Here is a 16990-nt window from a genome sequence, read left to right as displayed (position 1 = left end):
AGGTGCCGCGCGGCTTTTTCCTTCACGACGCAGTCTCCCCGCTTTCTGGCAGCATGCTGCCAGCGCGGGCATCGTTTCGGACAAAAAGACGCATCTGCAGCAATTCTTCCAGATCGGCGACCTGCATAATGAACAGCTCGACATCCTCACAAGCATAACCCGCTTCCGCAGCTCTTTGGCTCAATCTCGGCAACGAAATGCCGAATTGGCCGGGTTTATGCGGATGAAGCGTCAGCTCTCCCAGCGTAACGGTGAGCCCGAGCGCATGTGCATGGAAGTCATCCAGCTCCTGCCGCAAAAAGGGCAGGCTGATCGGCACAAACAGGCTTGGGGCACGCCAATCCAGCTCGCCTTTTTGAAAGGTTAGCACGTACCAAAGCGGAGCGAGACGCCCATCGAAATAATCGTAATAGACAGATGCATTCATCGGATCACCATCCCTCTGTTATTTTTCTGTTTTCGTTGGATCGCACGTTCGTAAAGCGATTTTGTTTCCTCCGACCACTCTTTCGGCATCGCCTTTTTGTACCGGCTGCGCATCTCGGCGACGAGCTGATAGTGGGATTCGCCAAAATAAATGCGGCGATGAATCTGCTCCCATCGTTTCTGCGCCAATTCATGCGTCACCGCGAATTCGGTTGCGAGCAGGTGGATGATGTCTTGTTCCAGTGGCGGAAGCGCAAGCGAGCGAATCATGAAAAAGGGAAGGGCTGCGTATAGCTGGAAATGGCCTGCCTGTTCTTCCTGATGCAGCCGCTGGTTGGATGACATCCCGAGCTGGTCGCCATGATGCAGCAGCGGATGGCACAGCTCATGGAAAAAAATTTCGCGCGTCTTTAGGGCAGGTTTGTCCGCATTCAGAAAGATTGCCGCCAGCGAATCATCCCAGAGGGCTTCTTCCTTGGCACCGGGCAGCAGGACCACCTTGATATGGAAGGCGCTGGCGATATTGTCGATGGTAAGATCAGCAGGGGTTAAAATGCCAACGGATTGATATTTTGCTTCGACCCAATCTTCGAGCACGGTAGGTTGGTAGTGTGCAAGCATCGAAATCCCCCTCTCTGATTCGGAACGTATGTTCTGTTTTGTGGCCAAAAAATAGAGCTCATGTCGATGAGCTGTAGCGAACGAAAAACGAGCCCGCCCTTTCTTGCGGTAGCGGAGTCATTTGCCATCTTTTCCTTTTAGGCTGCGAAAAATCTCCAGTTGGAGTTTCATCTGCTTTTCTAAATATTCGCGTTCCTCTTCGCTAATCCCTTCCGGAAATTCCAAAAAAGCCCTGTTTACTTTTTCAGTCTGAACAGTTGAGCCACCCTCGCCCGCTTGTTCTTGTGAATCGGATAATCCAAGCAGCCAGTCGATGGAACAATGATACATTTTCGCGATTTTGGAGAGTGTTTCTTTGTCCGGTGAGCGGTAATCCCGCTCGTAGTTGGAGACCACTTGAGAGGATACCCCCAGCTTCTCGGCAGCTTGCGCCTGTGTCCAGCCATGTTGCTCACGAAGCTTTTTCATTTTTTCGCCAAGAGTCAATGGGATCACCTCCATATGTATTGTATCATGTGTAAACGTAACGTTTAAATATTTAAACAAAAAGTTTATAAACGCCATTGACTAACCGAAACGTTTAGTTTAAGCTTTGAATATCAAGTAAACGATTCGTTTAGTGGAGGGTGAGGAAATGAAGCGCCTCATGAGCTTGTATGAATCGCTGCCAAAGCCCGATGTTCATCTTCCGGTTTGACATAAATATCGTATTGGGCGAAATCGCTGTGCGCAACGAGCTGGTTTCCCGCCGAGCGGAAATCGGGGTGGCTTCTGGTGCGATAGGAAACGCCATGTGCTTGAAGCTTGGCCGTTATGCGGAAGTATGCCTCGTTGCCAAAAGCCGTATGGACGATGGTCTTGTAAGGAGAAAACAAGGTCAACAAAAAATCAATGAAAAGGAACATCAGTACGCCCTCCTGTCATGAAGGTCAACCGCGAAAAAATCCCCATGCAGATGGGGAGGGGAGATTGTCGAACATGCCGCTGCGCGTCAACTGCTGAAAAAGCTGTGGCTGGAATGCTTCTTTTTGTAATGGGAGCTGCCGTAATGCGAATGGCCGTGATTCGAACGGGTATGGGCGTTCTTCCAGTGATGAGTATCGCTGCTGCTGTACGTGCGGTACCGGTGGGAAGACGACTTGGAGTTCAGCAAGTGATGCAAAATTTTTTTCAGCATGTAATCACTCCTTAGCAATCTGTCTGTCACTACCGTTATACGAACCATTTGGATATAAGTTTCGATTGATAGGTCGGAATCAAGAAAAAAATACAGGGGGATGAGGAAATGGATCGCATGTCGATGGAAAAAAGAAGCCGATTGATCGAGGAAGTGTGCGAGAAGTGCCCGGCGACCTGCTGGGGACAAAAAAGCATGTGCAACGTTCACAATCTGCACGTCGGCAAAATCGAGAGCTGCCCGGAATGGGAAAAATTCAACGAAGCGGTTGCACGGCAAGTGATGCCGGCCGTTGACCAAACCGATGATGACGTACAAGCAACGAAAGCGGCTTTTGACAGCTATGCCGACATGATCATGCGTGCAGAAGAAGAGATTAAAGACTATTCGTTCAATTTGCGTGAAATCGAGCGGATTCGCCTCTCGCTGGAAGAAGTCGGCGGATCGCTCGGCAGCGCGTATGGCATCGAAGCCGCGCTGCCGAGCGGAAAAGGGACGACCAGCGACAAAACGCAGCGGGAGGTCGTGCGGCGCGAGCGCAACCAAAAGCGGCTGCAAAAGCTGACGGAAAGCATCCTGCGCGTGGAACAAGCCATGGAGCAGATCACCAGCGAGCGCGAACGCATCGTCCTGGAGTGCATCATGGATGGCATGCGGATGAACGTCATCGCCAAGCATCTCGGCATCTCGCGCTCGCACTTCCACGAAATGAAACGCAATGTAATCAAAAAAATGGCGCTCGCCATGTACGGAAACGATCAGCTGCAAGCCGGCTGATCGTTTTTTTTCGACTTACTCAATATGGCATTTCCGCCGTCGTCATCTGCCAACCGGACAAATCGGACAGATTGTTTCGAAAGAACGCATCTGGCAAAATTCGTCCGCGAAGGCAAAACGTTTTATACTGAAGCCAAGCGAAAGATAAGAACAACTCCTCAACGCAAGAAGTGCCGGGGAGCCGTTTCGCGAAACAGCTTTCATCCGTTTGGAGCCAGCGCGGTTATGCGGTGGCTTTTTGTTTTGGAGAATTCCATCGAAGCTGGGCGGATGGCGGCTTTCAAATCGAGCAATGGAAAGGAGGGAACGATCATTGGGAAGTCGAGAGCGGGAGCTGTCCTGCATCATCGACATGGTGCAGGTTGCCTATCCCGGACTGCCGATATCCGATCAGCTTGATCTGTGGATAGCGGGGGCATTTGAACCGCCGCTTGCGTTCGTACTGATCGAACATGTCGCGGAAAAAGGCAACACCTTGACCAGCTATCGGGTAATCGCCAAGGCGCGCATTGCCTTGCATCATCCGAAGCGAATCGAAAATGGGACGGAACGGTATGATCCGCTATCCCCGGAGCCGCTGCGCCAGCTTTTGGCAAGCGAGCGTTTCAGTTACCGGGGCCCGACAGACGGACTGTTCGTCCATATCGACGGTGCGACGTTTCAGGTGACGAAAGAAAAGAAGGATCGGACGGATATCACATTCGAGTTCGAGTACACGGTTCCGATCCCGCGCGAGCACGAGCCTGCAATCATTGTTTTTGAGTTGGAAAGTGAGGTATGAGAAATGCGCAAACAAGCAAAACATGCGGAAAATCTGCAAGCTGCGGCGTTCACCGCCACGAAACCGGAATGGATCGAGCGGGCTGCAGCTCTCGCGGCAGAGCGCTTCGAGGTAGCGGGTGCCCTCTATGATGAACCGGCAACCGCTCAATTGAGCGAGACAGCCGTGATGGACAAATTGAAAACATACAAGGAAGGTGCAAATAAATGACCATTCAACGTGAGAGACCAGGTGTTACCGTAGAGCTGATCGCCAAAGCGCAGGAGCGCGTCTTGCCAAAGAGCGGAGTTGTGCTGGTACCGTACCAGGCGGAGTGGGGAGCGCCGGATACATTGATCCGGATGGCAGGCTTTGAAGAGCGTGTAGCAGAAACGTTCGGTGAGATCGATGTGCTGGAGCTGGCGGCTGCGAGCGGCGCGACCGTCATCGGCTTCCGCATGACCGATGCCAACGCCAAAGCGGCTTCGTATTCCCAAAACGATGCGATCAAGATCGAGGCGCGTTATCCGGGCACGCGTGGCAATCAGCTGCGCATCAGCATCACAGCGTCCTCTGCAGAGCCGGGCAAAAAAGAGCTGCAAGTCACAGGCGGGATCAAGTCGGAAAAGTATTCGTTTGCGACCGCCGAGGAGCTGGTCGGCAAAACAGCAGAATCGTTGCATATCCGCGTGACCAAGCTCGGTACGACGCCCGTTGCGGATGTCACCGAAACGCCGCTCTCCGGCGGGACGACAGGCGCGGCTGCTCTGACTGCGGCCGATTTCACCAAGCTGTTCAGTGCGATCGGTGGCGCGGATTTCGATACGCTTTACCTGCCGAGTGCCGATCCGGCCATTCAGGCGGCTGCCAAGCAATTCATGCTTGACCGACGCACGTTGAACAAAAAGATGAGCACGCTGGTCATTGGCGGCAAGGCCGAGGATGATGCCAACATGGCTAAGCACACGGAGCGTTCCGTCGCGCAAAATGCGCGCTATGTGATCAACTGCGCCATCGCGGGCGAGCATGTCAACGGCAACGATTATTCGAGCCTGCAGTGGGCCGCATGGGTAGCTGGCATGGCTGCGGCGACCCCGGCGCATATCTCGTTGACCGCCCAGCCTGTTCCGTTGAAAAAAGCGCGAAAAGACTGGAGCCATACGGAAATTTTGAGCGCGCTCTATACAGGCACCCTGATCGCCACACGCGACGGCGACAGCTACCTGATCGAGAGCGCGATCAACACGCTGTCCGTCCTCGGTACAGGGGAGCGTGAAGATTTTGGCAAAATCCGCGTTAGCATGACGATCGACCAGATTCAAAACGATGCCTTGACCGTCGGCAAAAAATATATGGGCAAGCTGCCCAACAACGATTTGGGAGCAGCCGTGTTTGTTGGCGCATACACCACTTATTTGAAAATCCGCGAAGAACAGGGCGCAATCGATGCCGGCTGGGTCTTCGCGGATACGAAAAACGGCGTAGGCGATCGCCGCAGCTTCCGTTTGGCCGCTCGTCCGCTCGATGCAATCGAATATTTTGACCTATCCTGGGAGGTGCAGTAATCATGCAACGCGATATCAAACTGAAAAACTGCCAAATTTACAATGACAACGGCGACATCATCGAAGGAACGCTTGAAGGAAAATTCGTCCTGAAAGCGACCTATGGAGAAGTGAACCGGCTGCAAAAAGGAGCGGTGCAAACCGTCAACGACTGGCACGTCGAGGTCACCCTCAAGCTGACATCCGCCAATGCTGCGCTGAAGTACGAAATCGTGGACAAGATGACGCAAGGCAAAACGCCGATTTTGCCGATGCTGATCGGCGAGACTGTCGACAAGGAAGCGAATCACAAAGAACGCGTGAAAATTACGGACATTTACCTCAATCCTGAGGAGCTGACCTTGTGGGAAGCGAAGGCGGAAGGCAATGACAACGCCACGTATGAAATCAAAGGCCGCAGCAACGAAAAGCCGGTATTCCTGGATAAGCTGCCGGAATACACCGAATAAGCGTTGAAAGGGGAAGAAACGATGAGCAAACTGGAAAAGTATTTGGCCAAAGCAACTGAACAAACGCCTCGTAAAGAAATCACCGTAACGGTGGCCGGCGATGAATGGAAGGTGCGGCAGCTGACACTGCAAGAGAGCCGTTCATGCGAAAGGCTTGCGGAGGTCGGCGAAACGATGGACTGGTACCGGTACAATGATGCGCGCCTTGTCAAGGCGACCGAACATGACTTTCCGTGGAACGATCCCGCTCTGCTTGCTGCTTATGGCGTGGGCACCAAATTCGAATTGCCTGCCAAGCTGTTCGATGCCGAGCCGGAATCATACGCCAAGCTGCTCGATGCCGTCCGCCGTGTAAACTCCGGCGTAAGCGAAGCGGAAGTGGTGGATGAGTTAAAAAACTGATCCGCACCGACGGAGAAGCATGGCACCTTTGCCGCGCCTTTTTGCGCGGCAGGGGCTGTCCGTCGGATTTGGTGGAATATGAGGTCGATCGGTACATGCAAAAGCTGTTTTTATTTGCGTGCCAGACGATTGAAGCCGAAGAAAGTCAAATGGAGGAATGGGGGTGACAAAAGATGGATGTAGTAACAGAGCAGGGAGGACAAGCGCGACAGCTGATTCAAATGCAGCGGGAGATGCAGAAGGAATTACAGCGAACCAAGCAAGCGATTAGCCAGTTGGGAGGGACGATGCGGGATGCAGGCAATCAGATGAAAAATTTCGGACGAGATACGGCGGCAGCGCTGCAAGGATTCACCCAGCAGACAAAGCGGATGCAGCAGGAATTGCAAAAACTGCAGCAGAGTATGAGCGATGTCGGGAATACGAACGTGCAGCCGGCGGTTTCGTTTTTAGAAAAGCTTGGTGCTCAGTGGGAAAATTTCAGCGCAAAAATGTGGGCGCAAAAAGATTTTATCCTCGATTTGATGATCGGAACCGATTTTAAAGGCGTCTACTCGGATGTCGAGGCACAGGCAAAGGAACGAAGGCTTTATGCTGCTAGTGGTAAAACGCCCGATGAGATGAAAACGTTTGAAAAGAACGCTACCGATCTGGTTCACCAAAACCCCGAATTGACCCTGCAAAAAGCAATGTCGCTAGTGTCAAAGGGGGAAGAGTTGAATGGCAAACATGGCAGCAAGTATGCGCTAAACGCTGCGAAAATGGAGTACACCACCGGACGTGACAGCAGCGATTTGCTTAAAGCCATGTCCGCGATGCGCGACGCCACAAAAATTGACGACGCTGAACGGATCGGAAACAGTCTCCAGCACATCATGAACAACAGCCGGGACCTGGACAGTGGCGCCCTCATCAGCTTGATCAAAAACAGCAAAGAGATGAATCAGGTTCTTGATACACCGGAAAAAATCGCAGCCATGGTCGAATCGATGAACAAGCTGGGCGTGATGTCGATGGACAAAGGATTTGAGGCGATCAAGGATGCAGCTGCACAGCTGTCGAGCAGCGGCGATTTGGCTAAAGTGCTGCAAACCGGTTATGAAGCGAGCGGCAAAAAAACACCCGCAGAAGCGAAAAGCCAGGCTGAGCGTGAAGCGAAAGAAGTGGAACAACTGCTGACATCCGGCAGCAAAGCGGATATCCAGCAAGCGTTCGGCAAGCTGCTGCAAACATTCGCATCGGTCAAAGATGAAAAGGCGCGCGATAAAATGTTGGATGCGCTTGGCCGCAGCGGTGGCAAAGAGATGCAAGAGAAATTCGCTCCACTCTTGGCGGAAGCCGGGCGTCTGGCAGCAGGCGACACGCATCCGAAGATCGGAAACGAAATGGAGAAGTCATACGAAAAAGCCAAGTCGAACGATTCGTTCTTTGACTATCGGATGCAGCAAAACGAGACAAGGCTTTCCAGTGATCAATTCGGTGCCAAGGTGATTCAGGATTTTCATAACGTGCTAACCGATTTTTCGTCCGGCGTGAAAAAAATAGCAGACTCCCTGTTAACCATGCCTGACATGCTTCGCCAAGCAATTGGCGGTGGTTTGGCTGGGTATATCATCTATCGTTTTTTTAAGACGGGCAAACCAAATGGGCAAAACCAGCAGGATCAAACAGGTAAAGGGGGCTGCTGCTGCGATACGGGCAGTGAGTCGCAGAGCAATGACAAGAAGAAAAAGAAATCTGGCAAACGGAATGAAAGCGACAGCAAATCAGCAAATAAAGGTGGAAAAGCACAAAACACCGGAGGCAAAGGAGCACCCAAGCCAAACGGGAACAAACCGAAACCGGAACTTGTTGAACCGAATGCCAAAAAAGGATTGTTTGGCAGGCTCGCAGGCCAGGTCACAAAGCTCATTCCCGGCAAGGAAAAGCTGGCTGGAGGTTGGGAGGCGCTGAAAGGCTTCGGGTCGAGATTGCTAAACGGTGTGAAACAAACAGCTCCCCTGATGAAAAGAGCGATGCCCGCAGCTCTTGGCTCTGCAATTGGTATCGCAACCGTGCTGGCTTCCAATAACAAACTGGACGCCTTGGGCCGGTTGGGCGGAGAAACGATCGGTGGCGGAATCGGCACCGCGGTTGGCGCAGCGCTCGGTTCGGTCGTTCCGGGGTTCGGTACGGTGATCGGCGGTTATCTCGGTGGTGCCGTCGGCAATTGGATCGGCGGCAAAGGATATGAAATGGTCAAGGGATGGTTCGACAAGCCGAGTGAATCGGCAGAAAACGCAATCAGGGAAAAGAAAGCGCTGAGCGAAGCGGCTGGCGTTCCGCAGCAAGCCGCGGAGATGCCGCAAACAGGCGTCATGCCAAATTCAGTGCCGTTACCGCCGCAATCTCCGGCGACCAAACCGGAGGCAAAGCCTGCTGTCATTTCGCTCTCCATTCCGCAGATGCCGATTACGATCAATGCCGAGGGAATTTTGCAGGATGAGGCAGGCTTGCTGCGATTGTTTGGCAAGAGCAGCATCAGCAATCAGATTGTGAAGCTGGTGGAAAAAGGGATGGTGGATGCGTTGGAAACGCGCGGCGGTGTGCCAGGGGGACGTGTAGGAGGGATGCCCGTATGATTCGAATGCAAGGCAAGTATCGTCTGACGTTTCCCGTTACGCCTGGCGAGGTACATTTCAAAGGATACGGGAATGACATCGAAACGACGGCCGCCATCTCGCTGTATGCGAAAAACAGGCTGTCGGCACATCGGGCCAAATCGATTTCCTTTGACTTTTGGCTGCCCGGCGATCCGGAACATGTGTTGGTCGAGGTCGAAGGATACCAAGGTCCGCGCGAATGGCTGGCCGGTTTGGATCGGCTGGTGGGTGCAGAAGTGCTGCTGACGATCGATGAGCTGGATTTGGCCTGGAACGTCCTGATCGGCGCCTGCGACGGCTCCTTTAAAGGAAAACAGGCGGACTATTATGGCTCGATTGAGTTACCCATTTTCATTAAGGATGAATTCGTTAGCTGGTCCAACTCTACACAGGTGTTGGTTCCAGGAAATGTCATCGTACAGCAGCGGAAGGCCCGTCCGAATACGACGGGCAAGTCGGCGAAGAAAGCAGTGCAAGAAGAGTTTTCTTTTGTTCGACCGACCATCACTGAAATACAACAGACGCGTATTTCAAATAAGTCACCTGGCAATCGGAAGTGATTCAGATGAAAATCATTTACGGCAAAGACGCTACACGCATCGACCTCACGAACAAGGTGGTGGAAGTATCATGGTCGTCTTCCCGGGGGCAACTCGCACAAAGCTGCGAGCTGCGCGTCCGGGATGCGCCTGCGCTTGAAGCCGCCGGGTTTGTCATGCTCTTTTCGGGAACAGAGCCGAAGGAAGCCGAACAATTTTTCCACGGACCCATCGTGCGCTGGGAGCGAGATGACAAGTCGGGCGATATTTCGGCTACTGCCTATGAACTCGGCTGGTATTTGAGCAAAAACGACGTCTCCCGCCCGAAGCTGAACGGCGACGCTGGCAAGGAGCTGGAACGTCTGGTGCGGCAGACCGGCATTCCGTTTTCATGCCCGGCGTTTGGGTTTATCAGCAAGGAGCGGCTGTCATCCCAGTCGTACGCGTCGCTCTACAGCTCGCTTACCGAGCAGGCGTTTGACAAGTCGGGCATCCGCTATTTCGTCCAGCATGCGCGTGACAAGCTCGCAGTGCTTCCGGAAGGCGGCAATCCATTGGTACCGCTGTTTCGGGCAAGCATGCTGCAGTCCAGCAGTACGGGTGAAAGCGTGGAAGAGGTTTATACCGTAGTGACAGCAGAACGGTATAAAGGTGAAAAAATCGCAAAAGTCGCCACGCGTGAAAACACCGCCCTGACGGCCAAGCTTGGCCGCATGCAAAAGGTGGTGGATGCCGGCGAGGAACAAAATGTGGAGGCGCTCGCAGCCAAACAGCTGGCAGAGTTGGCAAAAGTCCCGCGCACCCGAAGCATTGCCGTCCGCCATGAGGACCCAAACGCCGCGAAGCTGCGTGCTGGCTGGCGCATCAAAATCGCGGCGCTGGACGGACGCATTACCGACTGGATCGTGACCAGCTGTCAAAGCAGCTGGACAGGCGGACAGTACACAATGAATCTGCAGCTCGAATGGAGGGGATAGCGATGTACAATGCGCTGCAGCAAATTTTCAAGGGCGCTCGTGAAGGAATGGTCGACACGCAGGTAGAGTTCGGCAGACTCCTCTCTGTCGCGCCCTTGCGCGTCAAATTGGATGAAGACCCAACGCCGCTGGAAGAAGAAGAGCTGGTCTATGCCAAAAACAGCGTGTTTACCGAGCAAGAAATCGGCTCCTGCCTCGCTCTTCTGCGTTGCACCAACGGCCAGTACCTCATCGTGATGGAGGTGGCCGGATAAATGTTTCCGCAACTAGCAGGAGATGAACGCCAGTTGCTCTCCTCCCAGAGCACGCCGCTGCCCTGGACGTACCGCATGGACTGGAAGACGCGACAACTCATGCAAATGCCGGACGGCCGCTACCAAAAAACGTCGACCTATGCGGAATACGTGGAAGAGGTCGCGAAAAAAATCTTGCAGACCAAACGGTTTCAATATGCCATTTACTCGGCGAATTATGGAGTGGATTTTTTGGCCGATATCGGGAAAATGCGCTCGCAAATCTCCCTGCCAGTCATCAAGCGGCAGGCGGAGGAAGCGCTGGAAGCGCACTCTGAGATTGAGCAGGCAGAGGTCGTGGACATTGCGTTTGTAGGAGACAAAGTCGTGTTTACGGTGCAAATCGAGGGCACGCGCGGGAAAACGAAAGTGGAGGTGGACCTATGGCAACGATAGCAAAGCCGGAGATGCCGATCTTGCGTGAAACGCCGGACCAGATTTACCAGCGCATCGCCAACCGGATGAAAGCCCATGCCGAGGAGCGCGGCGAGACGCCGCCTGCTACCGAGGAAGGGGAGATTTTTTACGATCTGCTCTATCCGTTGGCGGAGGAGATCAGCGAGCAGCAGCAACTGCTGGAATACGCGTTTTTGCAAGGATTTTTGCCGTGGGCGGATGGCGAGTTTTTGCAGGCCCACGGGTATTTGCTTGGATTGGAGCAGAAGGAAGGCGAGGATGAAGAGGCGTACCGCAACCGGTTGATTGAGCGGGCAAGGACAGAGGAAGGCAATGGCCGGCGCAGTGATTATGAGCAGTGGGCACGGCAAGTTGCCGGTGTTGGCGGGGCGGTTGCGATTGAGAAGGAGCGGCATGATTTGTCGGTCGATGTGTATATTACGGGGCAGGATGGGCAGCCGGTGACGGAGGCGTTTGCGCAGCAGGTGCGCAACGGGATGGAAGCGAAGCGCGTTGCGTTGCACGATTTGCAGGTGCATCCGGCTGTGCTGTTTCCTGTTGGGGTGGAAGTGAAGCTGCTGTATCAAGCCGCAGCCGATCAATCTGCGATTGTTCAACTCATAACAAAGCGTATTCAAGATTATTTGAAAGGGCGAACTACGATCATGTACCAGCAGATCGGGGCGCTCTTTTTTGTAGATGGGGTGGTTGATTACACCGGGTATACGCTCAACGGTGGTGAAGCCAATCTGACAAAGCCTGCTAACGCTGTATCGACGCTTTCCTTGGCGGTGGTTCCATGATTTTGGAACGATACCGGCAGATGCTACCGCCATACTGGTACGAGAATGATGTGGCGGAGTACCACTTTGAAGGCGCCGGTGGGGAGAGTGAGTACCAGTCAGCCGCTATCCAAGAGCTGGGGAGCCAATTTCTTGTCCCATATGCAACGTATGGACTGGACGTGTGGGACTGGATTTATTTTGGCGATACGCAGCTAGGGAGCGATGAACAACGGCGCGCTGCGATTAGGAAAAAGAGTTTGGCAAAGTCCAGATTCACGCTTGCTACGTTACAAACGCTGGGCAACATGGCTGGCACATTGAAACTGGTAGAGGAAGATTATCTAAAAAAAGAAATTGTCTTCCATTTTGAACTGAATGAAATCGTGATGAATCTCGGGCGACTGGCCGAGGATTTTGAAGCAATTCGCCCCGTACATGTGAACAAACAGAGGGTGTCGCTTGAGCTGCCGACCAAGCCCCTCACCATTACAGACAAGGTAATGGTAAACACGCTACGGTATCACACCGTAGGCGAATTCAAGGTCGGCATGGCGCCGTTAAAATACAAAAACGAGGTGGAGCTATGATCGACAACACATATCTGCAGCGTGCTGCGATCGACTTGCAACAGCGGATTAAAACGTTGGTGCTGAACAGTCAGACAGTTGCGGTCAAGACTGTCACACGCAGCGGAAACACAATTACAGTGGTCACGGGACCCGTGGTGGGCATAACGAAAGTCGCGTCACTCAAATTGCTGGACGAGCGGGGCGGGCTGATTACCGAGCGGAAGGCTGACTTGGCTGTGCTGGACAGCCAGACGCTGGAGTTTCGGTTTGAGTTCAGTGTGAAGGGAGAGATTTAGGTGCCATATAACGCCAAAACAGACTGGACCGCGGAAACGCCTGTCATGGAAACGGATATCAATCGATGGGAACGAGGGATTGCTGACGCTCATGCAGCGATTGCCCAATTGAGCGCTGATACATCGAACCTGAAAACCCGAGTCAATACGCTGGAATCAACTTTGCCGGACGGGTTCACACATAACAACTTCAACGACGATCTATCCACGATTGACTCGATCATCGTGATTCGCGGTTATTACAATGAGGCACAGAGCAGGCTGGAGGTATAGCTGTGAAAATGAGGAAATCTGCGGATTACGGCTATTTACGATAGGAAAGGGGGAGGAACATGCCAGTAGTTACGTTAGATTATACAAACACAAAAATTTCAGACACACTAGCAGATCAAAGTAATTCTTCTGCTACAACGGGTTATACTTCAACATTCCTGTCTGCTAACGCCTCAACAGGGGCCTCGAAAAGAAGATCATTCCTCAAATTTGATTTGGGGTTAATACCCAACAATGCGGTTATTAATTCTGCCACATTAAGACTTACGCAAACGTCCAGTTCAGCAGGAAGCAGAACGATTCAAGCAAAAAGAATTGCAAGTAATTGGGTAGACAATCAAGTGTCATGGGACACTCAACCAACCGTTGATGCGACAGTTAGCGGAAGTGCGTTAGTAACAACGGCGACCGGAACCGTATATGATTTTGTCATAAAGAGTTTAGTGCAAGATTGGGTAAACGGGACATATGAAAACTATGGTTTATGCCTTGTTGATTCGCAGGAATCAACTCAGACTTGGGGCACTGCATTTGTTTCAGTTGAGGGCGCGGCGGCTGACAGACCTAAATTAATAATCGACTACACAATCCCAACAACAGGTAAAAAACAGGTTGAGTATGTGGCATCATCTATTACAAAAAATGCCGGTCAAACAGCAAACTTCACTCCGAGCTTACCGGTATATCAACAGGGCGATTTGCTTCTTGCTGCCATCTCGAACAATGGTGTTGCGATCAATACGCCGGTTGGATGGACGAAACTATCAGAAACTAGCATTGGGTTGAGAAGTTCTGTTTGGTATAAGTTTGCTTCTACCAACGAAACGGCCCCTACATTTTCTAATGGCGATCCTTCAACTACGTGGATGGGTAGCATCTCTTCTTATCGCAATGTAAAAGCAGTTAGAGAAACAAACGCAAGCAATTACGCAACGTCAACCAGTTCTTTTTTTCCACCTACAACAACCACCGCGTATGCAAAAACTATTGTGGTGTTGATCAATCAAGCCAGCGCACCTAGTGGAAACCAAATACCGCCATTAAGTTTTACTGAAACTGTAGACGCATCAAACGCAAATGGATTTACAATGGGTTTGTCTCATAAATATATGCATTCTACCAAGCAGCTTTCCGCTGCCGATGCGACTAGTGTTATGAGTTACGGTCCGGGTGAAAGTAGGGTTGTATTCATTGAGCCAATCATTAACAACGTGCCGACCGATCCAACTAACGTAACGCGCGACAAATCCGCATACACAGTAGGCGACCAAATCAGTATCAGCTTCACCGGTTCAACCGATGCAGACGGTGACGCAATCACATATGAGGCTGATATTTACGATGTCGTTAATGCGAAATGGATAGCGTTAGCGACAGGGAAAACGGGAAGCCCGATTTTTGCGACAGTCCCGAGCATACCGGATACATCCGCTGCAAAGGTACGTGTACGCGCAAGGGACGCGAAAGGCGATCCGAGCAACAACGTGGAATCAGCAATATTTAGCGTGGCGCAGCGTGATGGACAAATCTTAGCGCCGGTTAATGTGGTGTCAACCGCTTATCTTGTGTCGCAGATGGCACGGCCTGTGCGGTTGAATAATGGGTGGCTTGTAGGAGCGGCATATGCAAGTCCCGGTGTTGCATGGTGGGTTTCTAAAGATAACGGAAAATCGTGGGGAGATTTTAGGTATTTTAATCAAACAGTTGGTAATCTAGGTGCTAATTCATTTTCTTTGGTAGCGATAGGGACTAGGATTACATTTGTCTTTAACTATGGGGATGGAACGGTTCGTTTATTTTCACAAGACCTTACTAAGAACGTGCCATCATCTCCTATTAGTTCGACATTGTTCACAACCATTGAATCTGGACAGACATCCGGGGTAATGTCTGGAATTACGGTTGGAATTACCCCAGAAGGCTCGTACCTCTGGTGGTCAGCCAGCACGAAAAACAATAGCCTGCCAAACAGCTTCAATATTCGTGCCGGTTCTATCCCGATCAATGCAGACGGTACACTTGGGACGCCGGGGGCGGTTATACAACTCAGCAATTGGAATAACGGAGCTGGCTGGTATATACAAAATCCATCTGTCGTTATCAAAAACAACCTGCCATTCATTTTTGCGGAAAACGCAGTGAACAATAATGGTAGATGCGAGATTGTTGTTTTTACTCAAGCTTTCACGAATTATGCATATGACATGGGCACTTCGACATGGGGGAATGTGATAGTCTTTAATGGAGGTAGCTACAAGCAACAGTCGCCAACCGCTTGTACTACACCAAACACCAAGCTACACGCGGTATGGCACGGCACGAGCGCAGCAGACGCGACCAACCCGTGGATTTACTACAGCAACTCGTCAGACGGCCAGAATTGGCTCGCCATACCAAAACGCCTTGTAAAAGGCCAAAACGCCTCAATCACGAGCGACAAAAATGGCAAGCTCTACATCGAGTACGATGACGACGGATATATCAAACGGATCGAGTCCACCGACGATTTCACGACGTGGACAAGCACTACAGTTGGCACTGGCACCAAACCAGCAGCCATGTACGACCCGACGTTTGCCACGGACTTCACCGTGCCACCGACGATCTACCAAGCGACCAGCAGCGTCAAGTATTATGGCGCGCTCAACGTTAACCAGGCACCAACACTGACGCTCACGACTGCAGACAATCAGACTCTTACCGAGCAGGCCATTCTGACTCTCAACGGAAGCGCGGTAGACCCAGACAACGGTAACGTCCTCACGGTCAAGTACAAACTCAATAGCGGTACAGCACGGGCGATCGCTTCCGGTGTTTCAGACGGCAGCACGCCTATTTCTTTTGCCAAAACGCTAACATATCGTGACAAGCGACTGTGGGATGGCAGCACCGATGTTGCAGGGGCCGATCTGGCCGAGAACATCGATCACATCCTCACGGTATGGAGCGAGGATGACAAAGGCGGCAAATCGGCGGAGCAGACACGCAAGTTCCGCGCCGTTTGGAACCGACCACCGGTCATTGACGGTAGCAACGGCGATCTTGGCACGATCAGCGATCCGCTATCGAAAACTTACACGGTTACGGATCCGGAGAGCAACGCTTTTACAATCACCGAGAAAATCAATGGCACAGTGATCCGCACATTTGCCGGTGTAGCTGGTCAACAAGAGACAATCACCATCCCGGCCGACAAGTGGATTCGATTAGAATTGGACACGCCCCATGCGCTCTCGATCGAGGCTACTGACAGCAAGGGCATGACTGCAACTCGCACCTACACATTTACCCGAACGGGGACGTACATTGAGTTCAAACTCAATTTCAACAATCCGGACGTGCAGGGGCATTTCATCCTTGATGGCATGCCGGAGCGGGTGCTGATCACGCTGGAACGCTACATCCCGGAGGGGGCGTCTATCGAGAGCGTCAAGGTCTGCAACAATGCGCTTGACTCAGTGCCGACCTGGGAGGACGCAACAAACGCTGTAAAGGGAAATCGCGGCTACCTGTTTACCAATAAGACCAAGACGGCGAATAACTGGGCAATCAATGTATGGGTGGTTATTGCGAAGGGAACGGCAATCGAGCGTGTGAAACTGAACGGCTACGGAGGTGCATTCGATTGAGTTTGAAAGTACATGATCAGACGCCGATTTCGCAAATCCGTGAAGAGCAAACGATTGATGACAAGGCCAAGATCGCACGGCTTGAAACCGAACTGGCTGCCGCCAAAGAAGAAAATCTGATGATCATGGAAGCCACCGCCCAAATCTATGAGGTTAACCTCGCGTTGAAAGAAGAAAGTCTGAACACCATGGAAGCCTTGGCTCAGGTGTATGAGGAGTTGTTGGCATTGAAGGGAGGAAGTACAGGTGGCTGAAATCTATTTCAAACTGGTGAAGTCTGGTCGCCGAACAATTGACCAAGTACCAGCTAATCTCCAGGAGGAAGTGCAGGCGATGTTGGATGCTGACAACGTGCCTGCTTAACCTCGGCATTTGGCTTATCTCTTTGAAGGGAGGTGAGACGATGGTAGCGAT

Annotated in this window: 23 protein-coding genes; 18 read left to right on the top strand and 5 right to left on the bottom strand. The window is 52.0% G+C overall.

The genetic code is table 11. From position 1 onward, the window contains the following. Window positions 1-22 precede the first annotated feature (22 nt). The 5 genes from ACTID9_RS17800 to ACTID9_RS17780 all read right to left on the bottom strand — a co-directional run bounded on the left by ACTID9_RS17800 (window position 23) and on the right by ACTID9_RS17780 (window position 2224). Window positions 23-427 carry a hypothetical protein gene (locus ACTID9_RS17800; protein WP_441066122.1) on the bottom strand — a complete coding sequence of 135 codons (405 nt, stop codon included), beginning with the start codon at window positions 425-427 and terminating at the stop codon, window positions 23-25. Beyond that, the gene (locus tag ACTID9_RS17795; protein ID WP_441066120.1) at window positions 424-1047 is read right to left on the bottom strand and encodes an ImmA/IrrE family metallo-endopeptidase; all 624 of its coding nucleotides are present in this window, start codon (window positions 1045-1047) and stop codon (window positions 424-426) included. The genes ACTID9_RS17800 and ACTID9_RS17795 overlap by 4 nt, the downstream gene beginning before the upstream one ends. A gap of 117 nt (window positions 1048-1164) precedes the next feature. Beyond that, on the bottom strand, window positions 1165-1533 hold the full coding sequence (locus ACTID9_RS17790) for a helix-turn-helix domain-containing protein (protein ID WP_441066118.1): 369 nt from the start codon (window positions 1531-1533) through the stop codon (window positions 1165-1167). Window positions 1534-1691: 158 nt separating this feature from the next. Continuing rightward, complete coding sequence (locus ACTID9_RS17785) at window positions 1692-1952, bottom strand: hypothetical protein (protein WP_441066116.1); 261 nt, start codon at window positions 1950-1952, stop codon at window positions 1692-1694. An 86-nt stretch (window positions 1953-2038) separates the two neighbouring features. Continuing rightward, window positions 2039-2224 (bottom strand): hypothetical protein, encoded by a 186-nt coding sequence (locus ACTID9_RS17780; protein WP_441066114.1) that lies wholly within the window; start codon window positions 2222-2224, stop codon window positions 2039-2041. A gap of 108 nt (window positions 2225-2332) precedes the next feature. Here ACTID9_RS17780 and ACTID9_RS17775 point away from each other — a divergent pair, with 108 nt between their 5' ends. From ACTID9_RS17775 to ACTID9_RS17690, 18 genes are all read left to right on the top strand, one after another. Further along, entirely contained in the window at window positions 2333-3001 is a 669-nt protein-coding gene (locus ACTID9_RS17775) for a helix-turn-helix transcriptional regulator (RefSeq protein ID WP_441066112.1), read from the top strand. 313 nt (window positions 3002-3314) lie between these two features. Continuing rightward, complete coding sequence (locus ACTID9_RS17770) at window positions 3315-3782, top strand: hypothetical protein (protein WP_441066110.1); 468 nt, start codon at window positions 3315-3317, stop codon at window positions 3780-3782. 3 nt (window positions 3783-3785) lie between these two features. Beyond that, window positions 3786-3992 carry a hypothetical protein gene (locus ACTID9_RS17765; RefSeq protein ID WP_441066108.1) on the top strand — a complete coding sequence of 69 codons (207 nt, stop codon included), beginning with the start codon at window positions 3786-3788 and terminating at the stop codon, window positions 3990-3992. After that, window positions 3989-5326 (top strand): phage tail sheath subtilisin-like domain-containing protein, encoded by a 1338-nt coding sequence (locus tag ACTID9_RS17760; RefSeq protein WP_441066107.1) that lies wholly within the window; start codon window positions 3989-3991, stop codon window positions 5324-5326. Before ACTID9_RS17765 ends, ACTID9_RS17760 begins: the two co-directional genes overlap by 4 nt. A gap of 2 nt (window positions 5327-5328) precedes the next feature. After that, entirely contained in the window at window positions 5329-5775 is a 447-nt protein-coding gene (locus ACTID9_RS17755; RefSeq protein ID WP_441066105.1) for a hypothetical protein, read from the top strand. Window positions 5776-5796: 21 nt separating this feature from the next. Further along, a complete protein-coding gene (locus tag ACTID9_RS17750) occupies window positions 5797-6177 on the top strand; it encodes a hypothetical protein (protein ID WP_441066103.1) in 381 nt (126 codons plus the stop codon). A 173-nt stretch (window positions 6178-6350) separates the two neighbouring features. Further along, window positions 6351-8798, top strand: coding sequence for a hypothetical protein (locus ACTID9_RS17745; RefSeq protein ID WP_441066101.1), 2448 nt, complete (start codon window positions 6351-6353; stop codon window positions 8796-8798). Next, window positions 8795-9379: a hypothetical protein gene (locus ACTID9_RS17740; protein ID WP_441066099.1), complete on the top strand. Its 585-nt coding sequence runs from the start codon at window positions 8795-8797 to the stop codon at window positions 9377-9379. The genes ACTID9_RS17745 and ACTID9_RS17740 overlap by 4 nt, the downstream gene beginning before the upstream one ends. 5 nt (window positions 9380-9384) lie before the next feature. Continuing rightward, window positions 9385-10335, top strand: a complete 951-nt coding sequence (locus tag ACTID9_RS17735) for an XkdQ/YqbQ family protein (RefSeq protein WP_441066097.1) — start codon at window positions 9385-9387, stop codon at window positions 10333-10335. Between the two features lie 2 nt (window positions 10336-10337). After that, complete coding sequence (locus tag ACTID9_RS17730; RefSeq protein ID WP_441066095.1) at window positions 10338-10589, top strand: DUF2577 family protein; 252 nt, start codon at window positions 10338-10340, stop codon at window positions 10587-10589. Next, on the top strand, window positions 10590-11024 hold the full coding sequence (locus tag ACTID9_RS17725) for a DUF2634 domain-containing protein (protein ID WP_441066093.1): 435 nt from the start codon (window positions 10590-10592) through the stop codon (window positions 11022-11024). Continuing rightward, window positions 11012-11827 (top strand): baseplate J/gp47 family protein, encoded by an 816-nt coding sequence (locus ACTID9_RS17720; RefSeq protein WP_441066091.1) that lies wholly within the window; start codon window positions 11012-11014, stop codon window positions 11825-11827. The genes ACTID9_RS17725 and ACTID9_RS17720 overlap by 13 nt, the downstream gene beginning before the upstream one ends. Then, window positions 11824-12396, top strand: coding sequence for a hypothetical protein (locus ACTID9_RS17715; protein ID WP_441066089.1), 573 nt, complete (start codon window positions 11824-11826; stop codon window positions 12394-12396). The genes ACTID9_RS17720 and ACTID9_RS17715 overlap by 4 nt, the downstream gene beginning before the upstream one ends. Beyond that, window positions 12393-12674, top strand: a complete 282-nt coding sequence (locus ACTID9_RS17710; RefSeq protein WP_441066087.1) for a hypothetical protein — start codon at window positions 12393-12395, stop codon at window positions 12672-12674. Before ACTID9_RS17715 ends, ACTID9_RS17710 begins: the two co-directional genes overlap by 4 nt. Further along, on the top strand, window positions 12675-12947 hold the full coding sequence (locus ACTID9_RS17705) for a hypothetical protein (RefSeq protein ID WP_441066085.1): 273 nt from the start codon (window positions 12675-12677) through the stop codon (window positions 12945-12947). 59 nt (window positions 12948-13006) lie between these two features. Then, the gene (locus tag ACTID9_RS17700; RefSeq protein ID WP_441066083.1) at window positions 13007-16576 is read left to right on the top strand and encodes a DNRLRE domain-containing protein; all 3570 of its coding nucleotides are present in this window, start codon (window positions 13007-13009) and stop codon (window positions 16574-16576) included. Continuing rightward, window positions 16573-16830 (top strand): hypothetical protein, encoded by a 258-nt coding sequence (locus tag ACTID9_RS17695; protein ID WP_441066081.1) that lies wholly within the window; start codon window positions 16573-16575, stop codon window positions 16828-16830. The genes ACTID9_RS17700 and ACTID9_RS17695 overlap by 4 nt, the downstream gene beginning before the upstream one ends. Continuing rightward, entirely contained in the window at window positions 16823-16939 is a 117-nt protein-coding gene (locus tag ACTID9_RS17690) for a CD1375 family protein (RefSeq protein WP_441066079.1), read from the top strand. Before ACTID9_RS17695 ends, ACTID9_RS17690 begins: the two co-directional genes overlap by 8 nt. The last annotated feature ends 51 nt before the right edge of the window (window positions 16940-16990 follow it).

The sequence above is a fragment of the Brevibacillus fluminis genome (genome assembly GCF_052072235.1).
Lineage (GTDB): Bacteria > Bacillota > Bacilli > Brevibacillales > Brevibacillaceae > Brevibacillus_D > Brevibacillus_D fluminis_A.
This window is presented reverse-complemented; position numbering and strand designations above follow the sequence as displayed.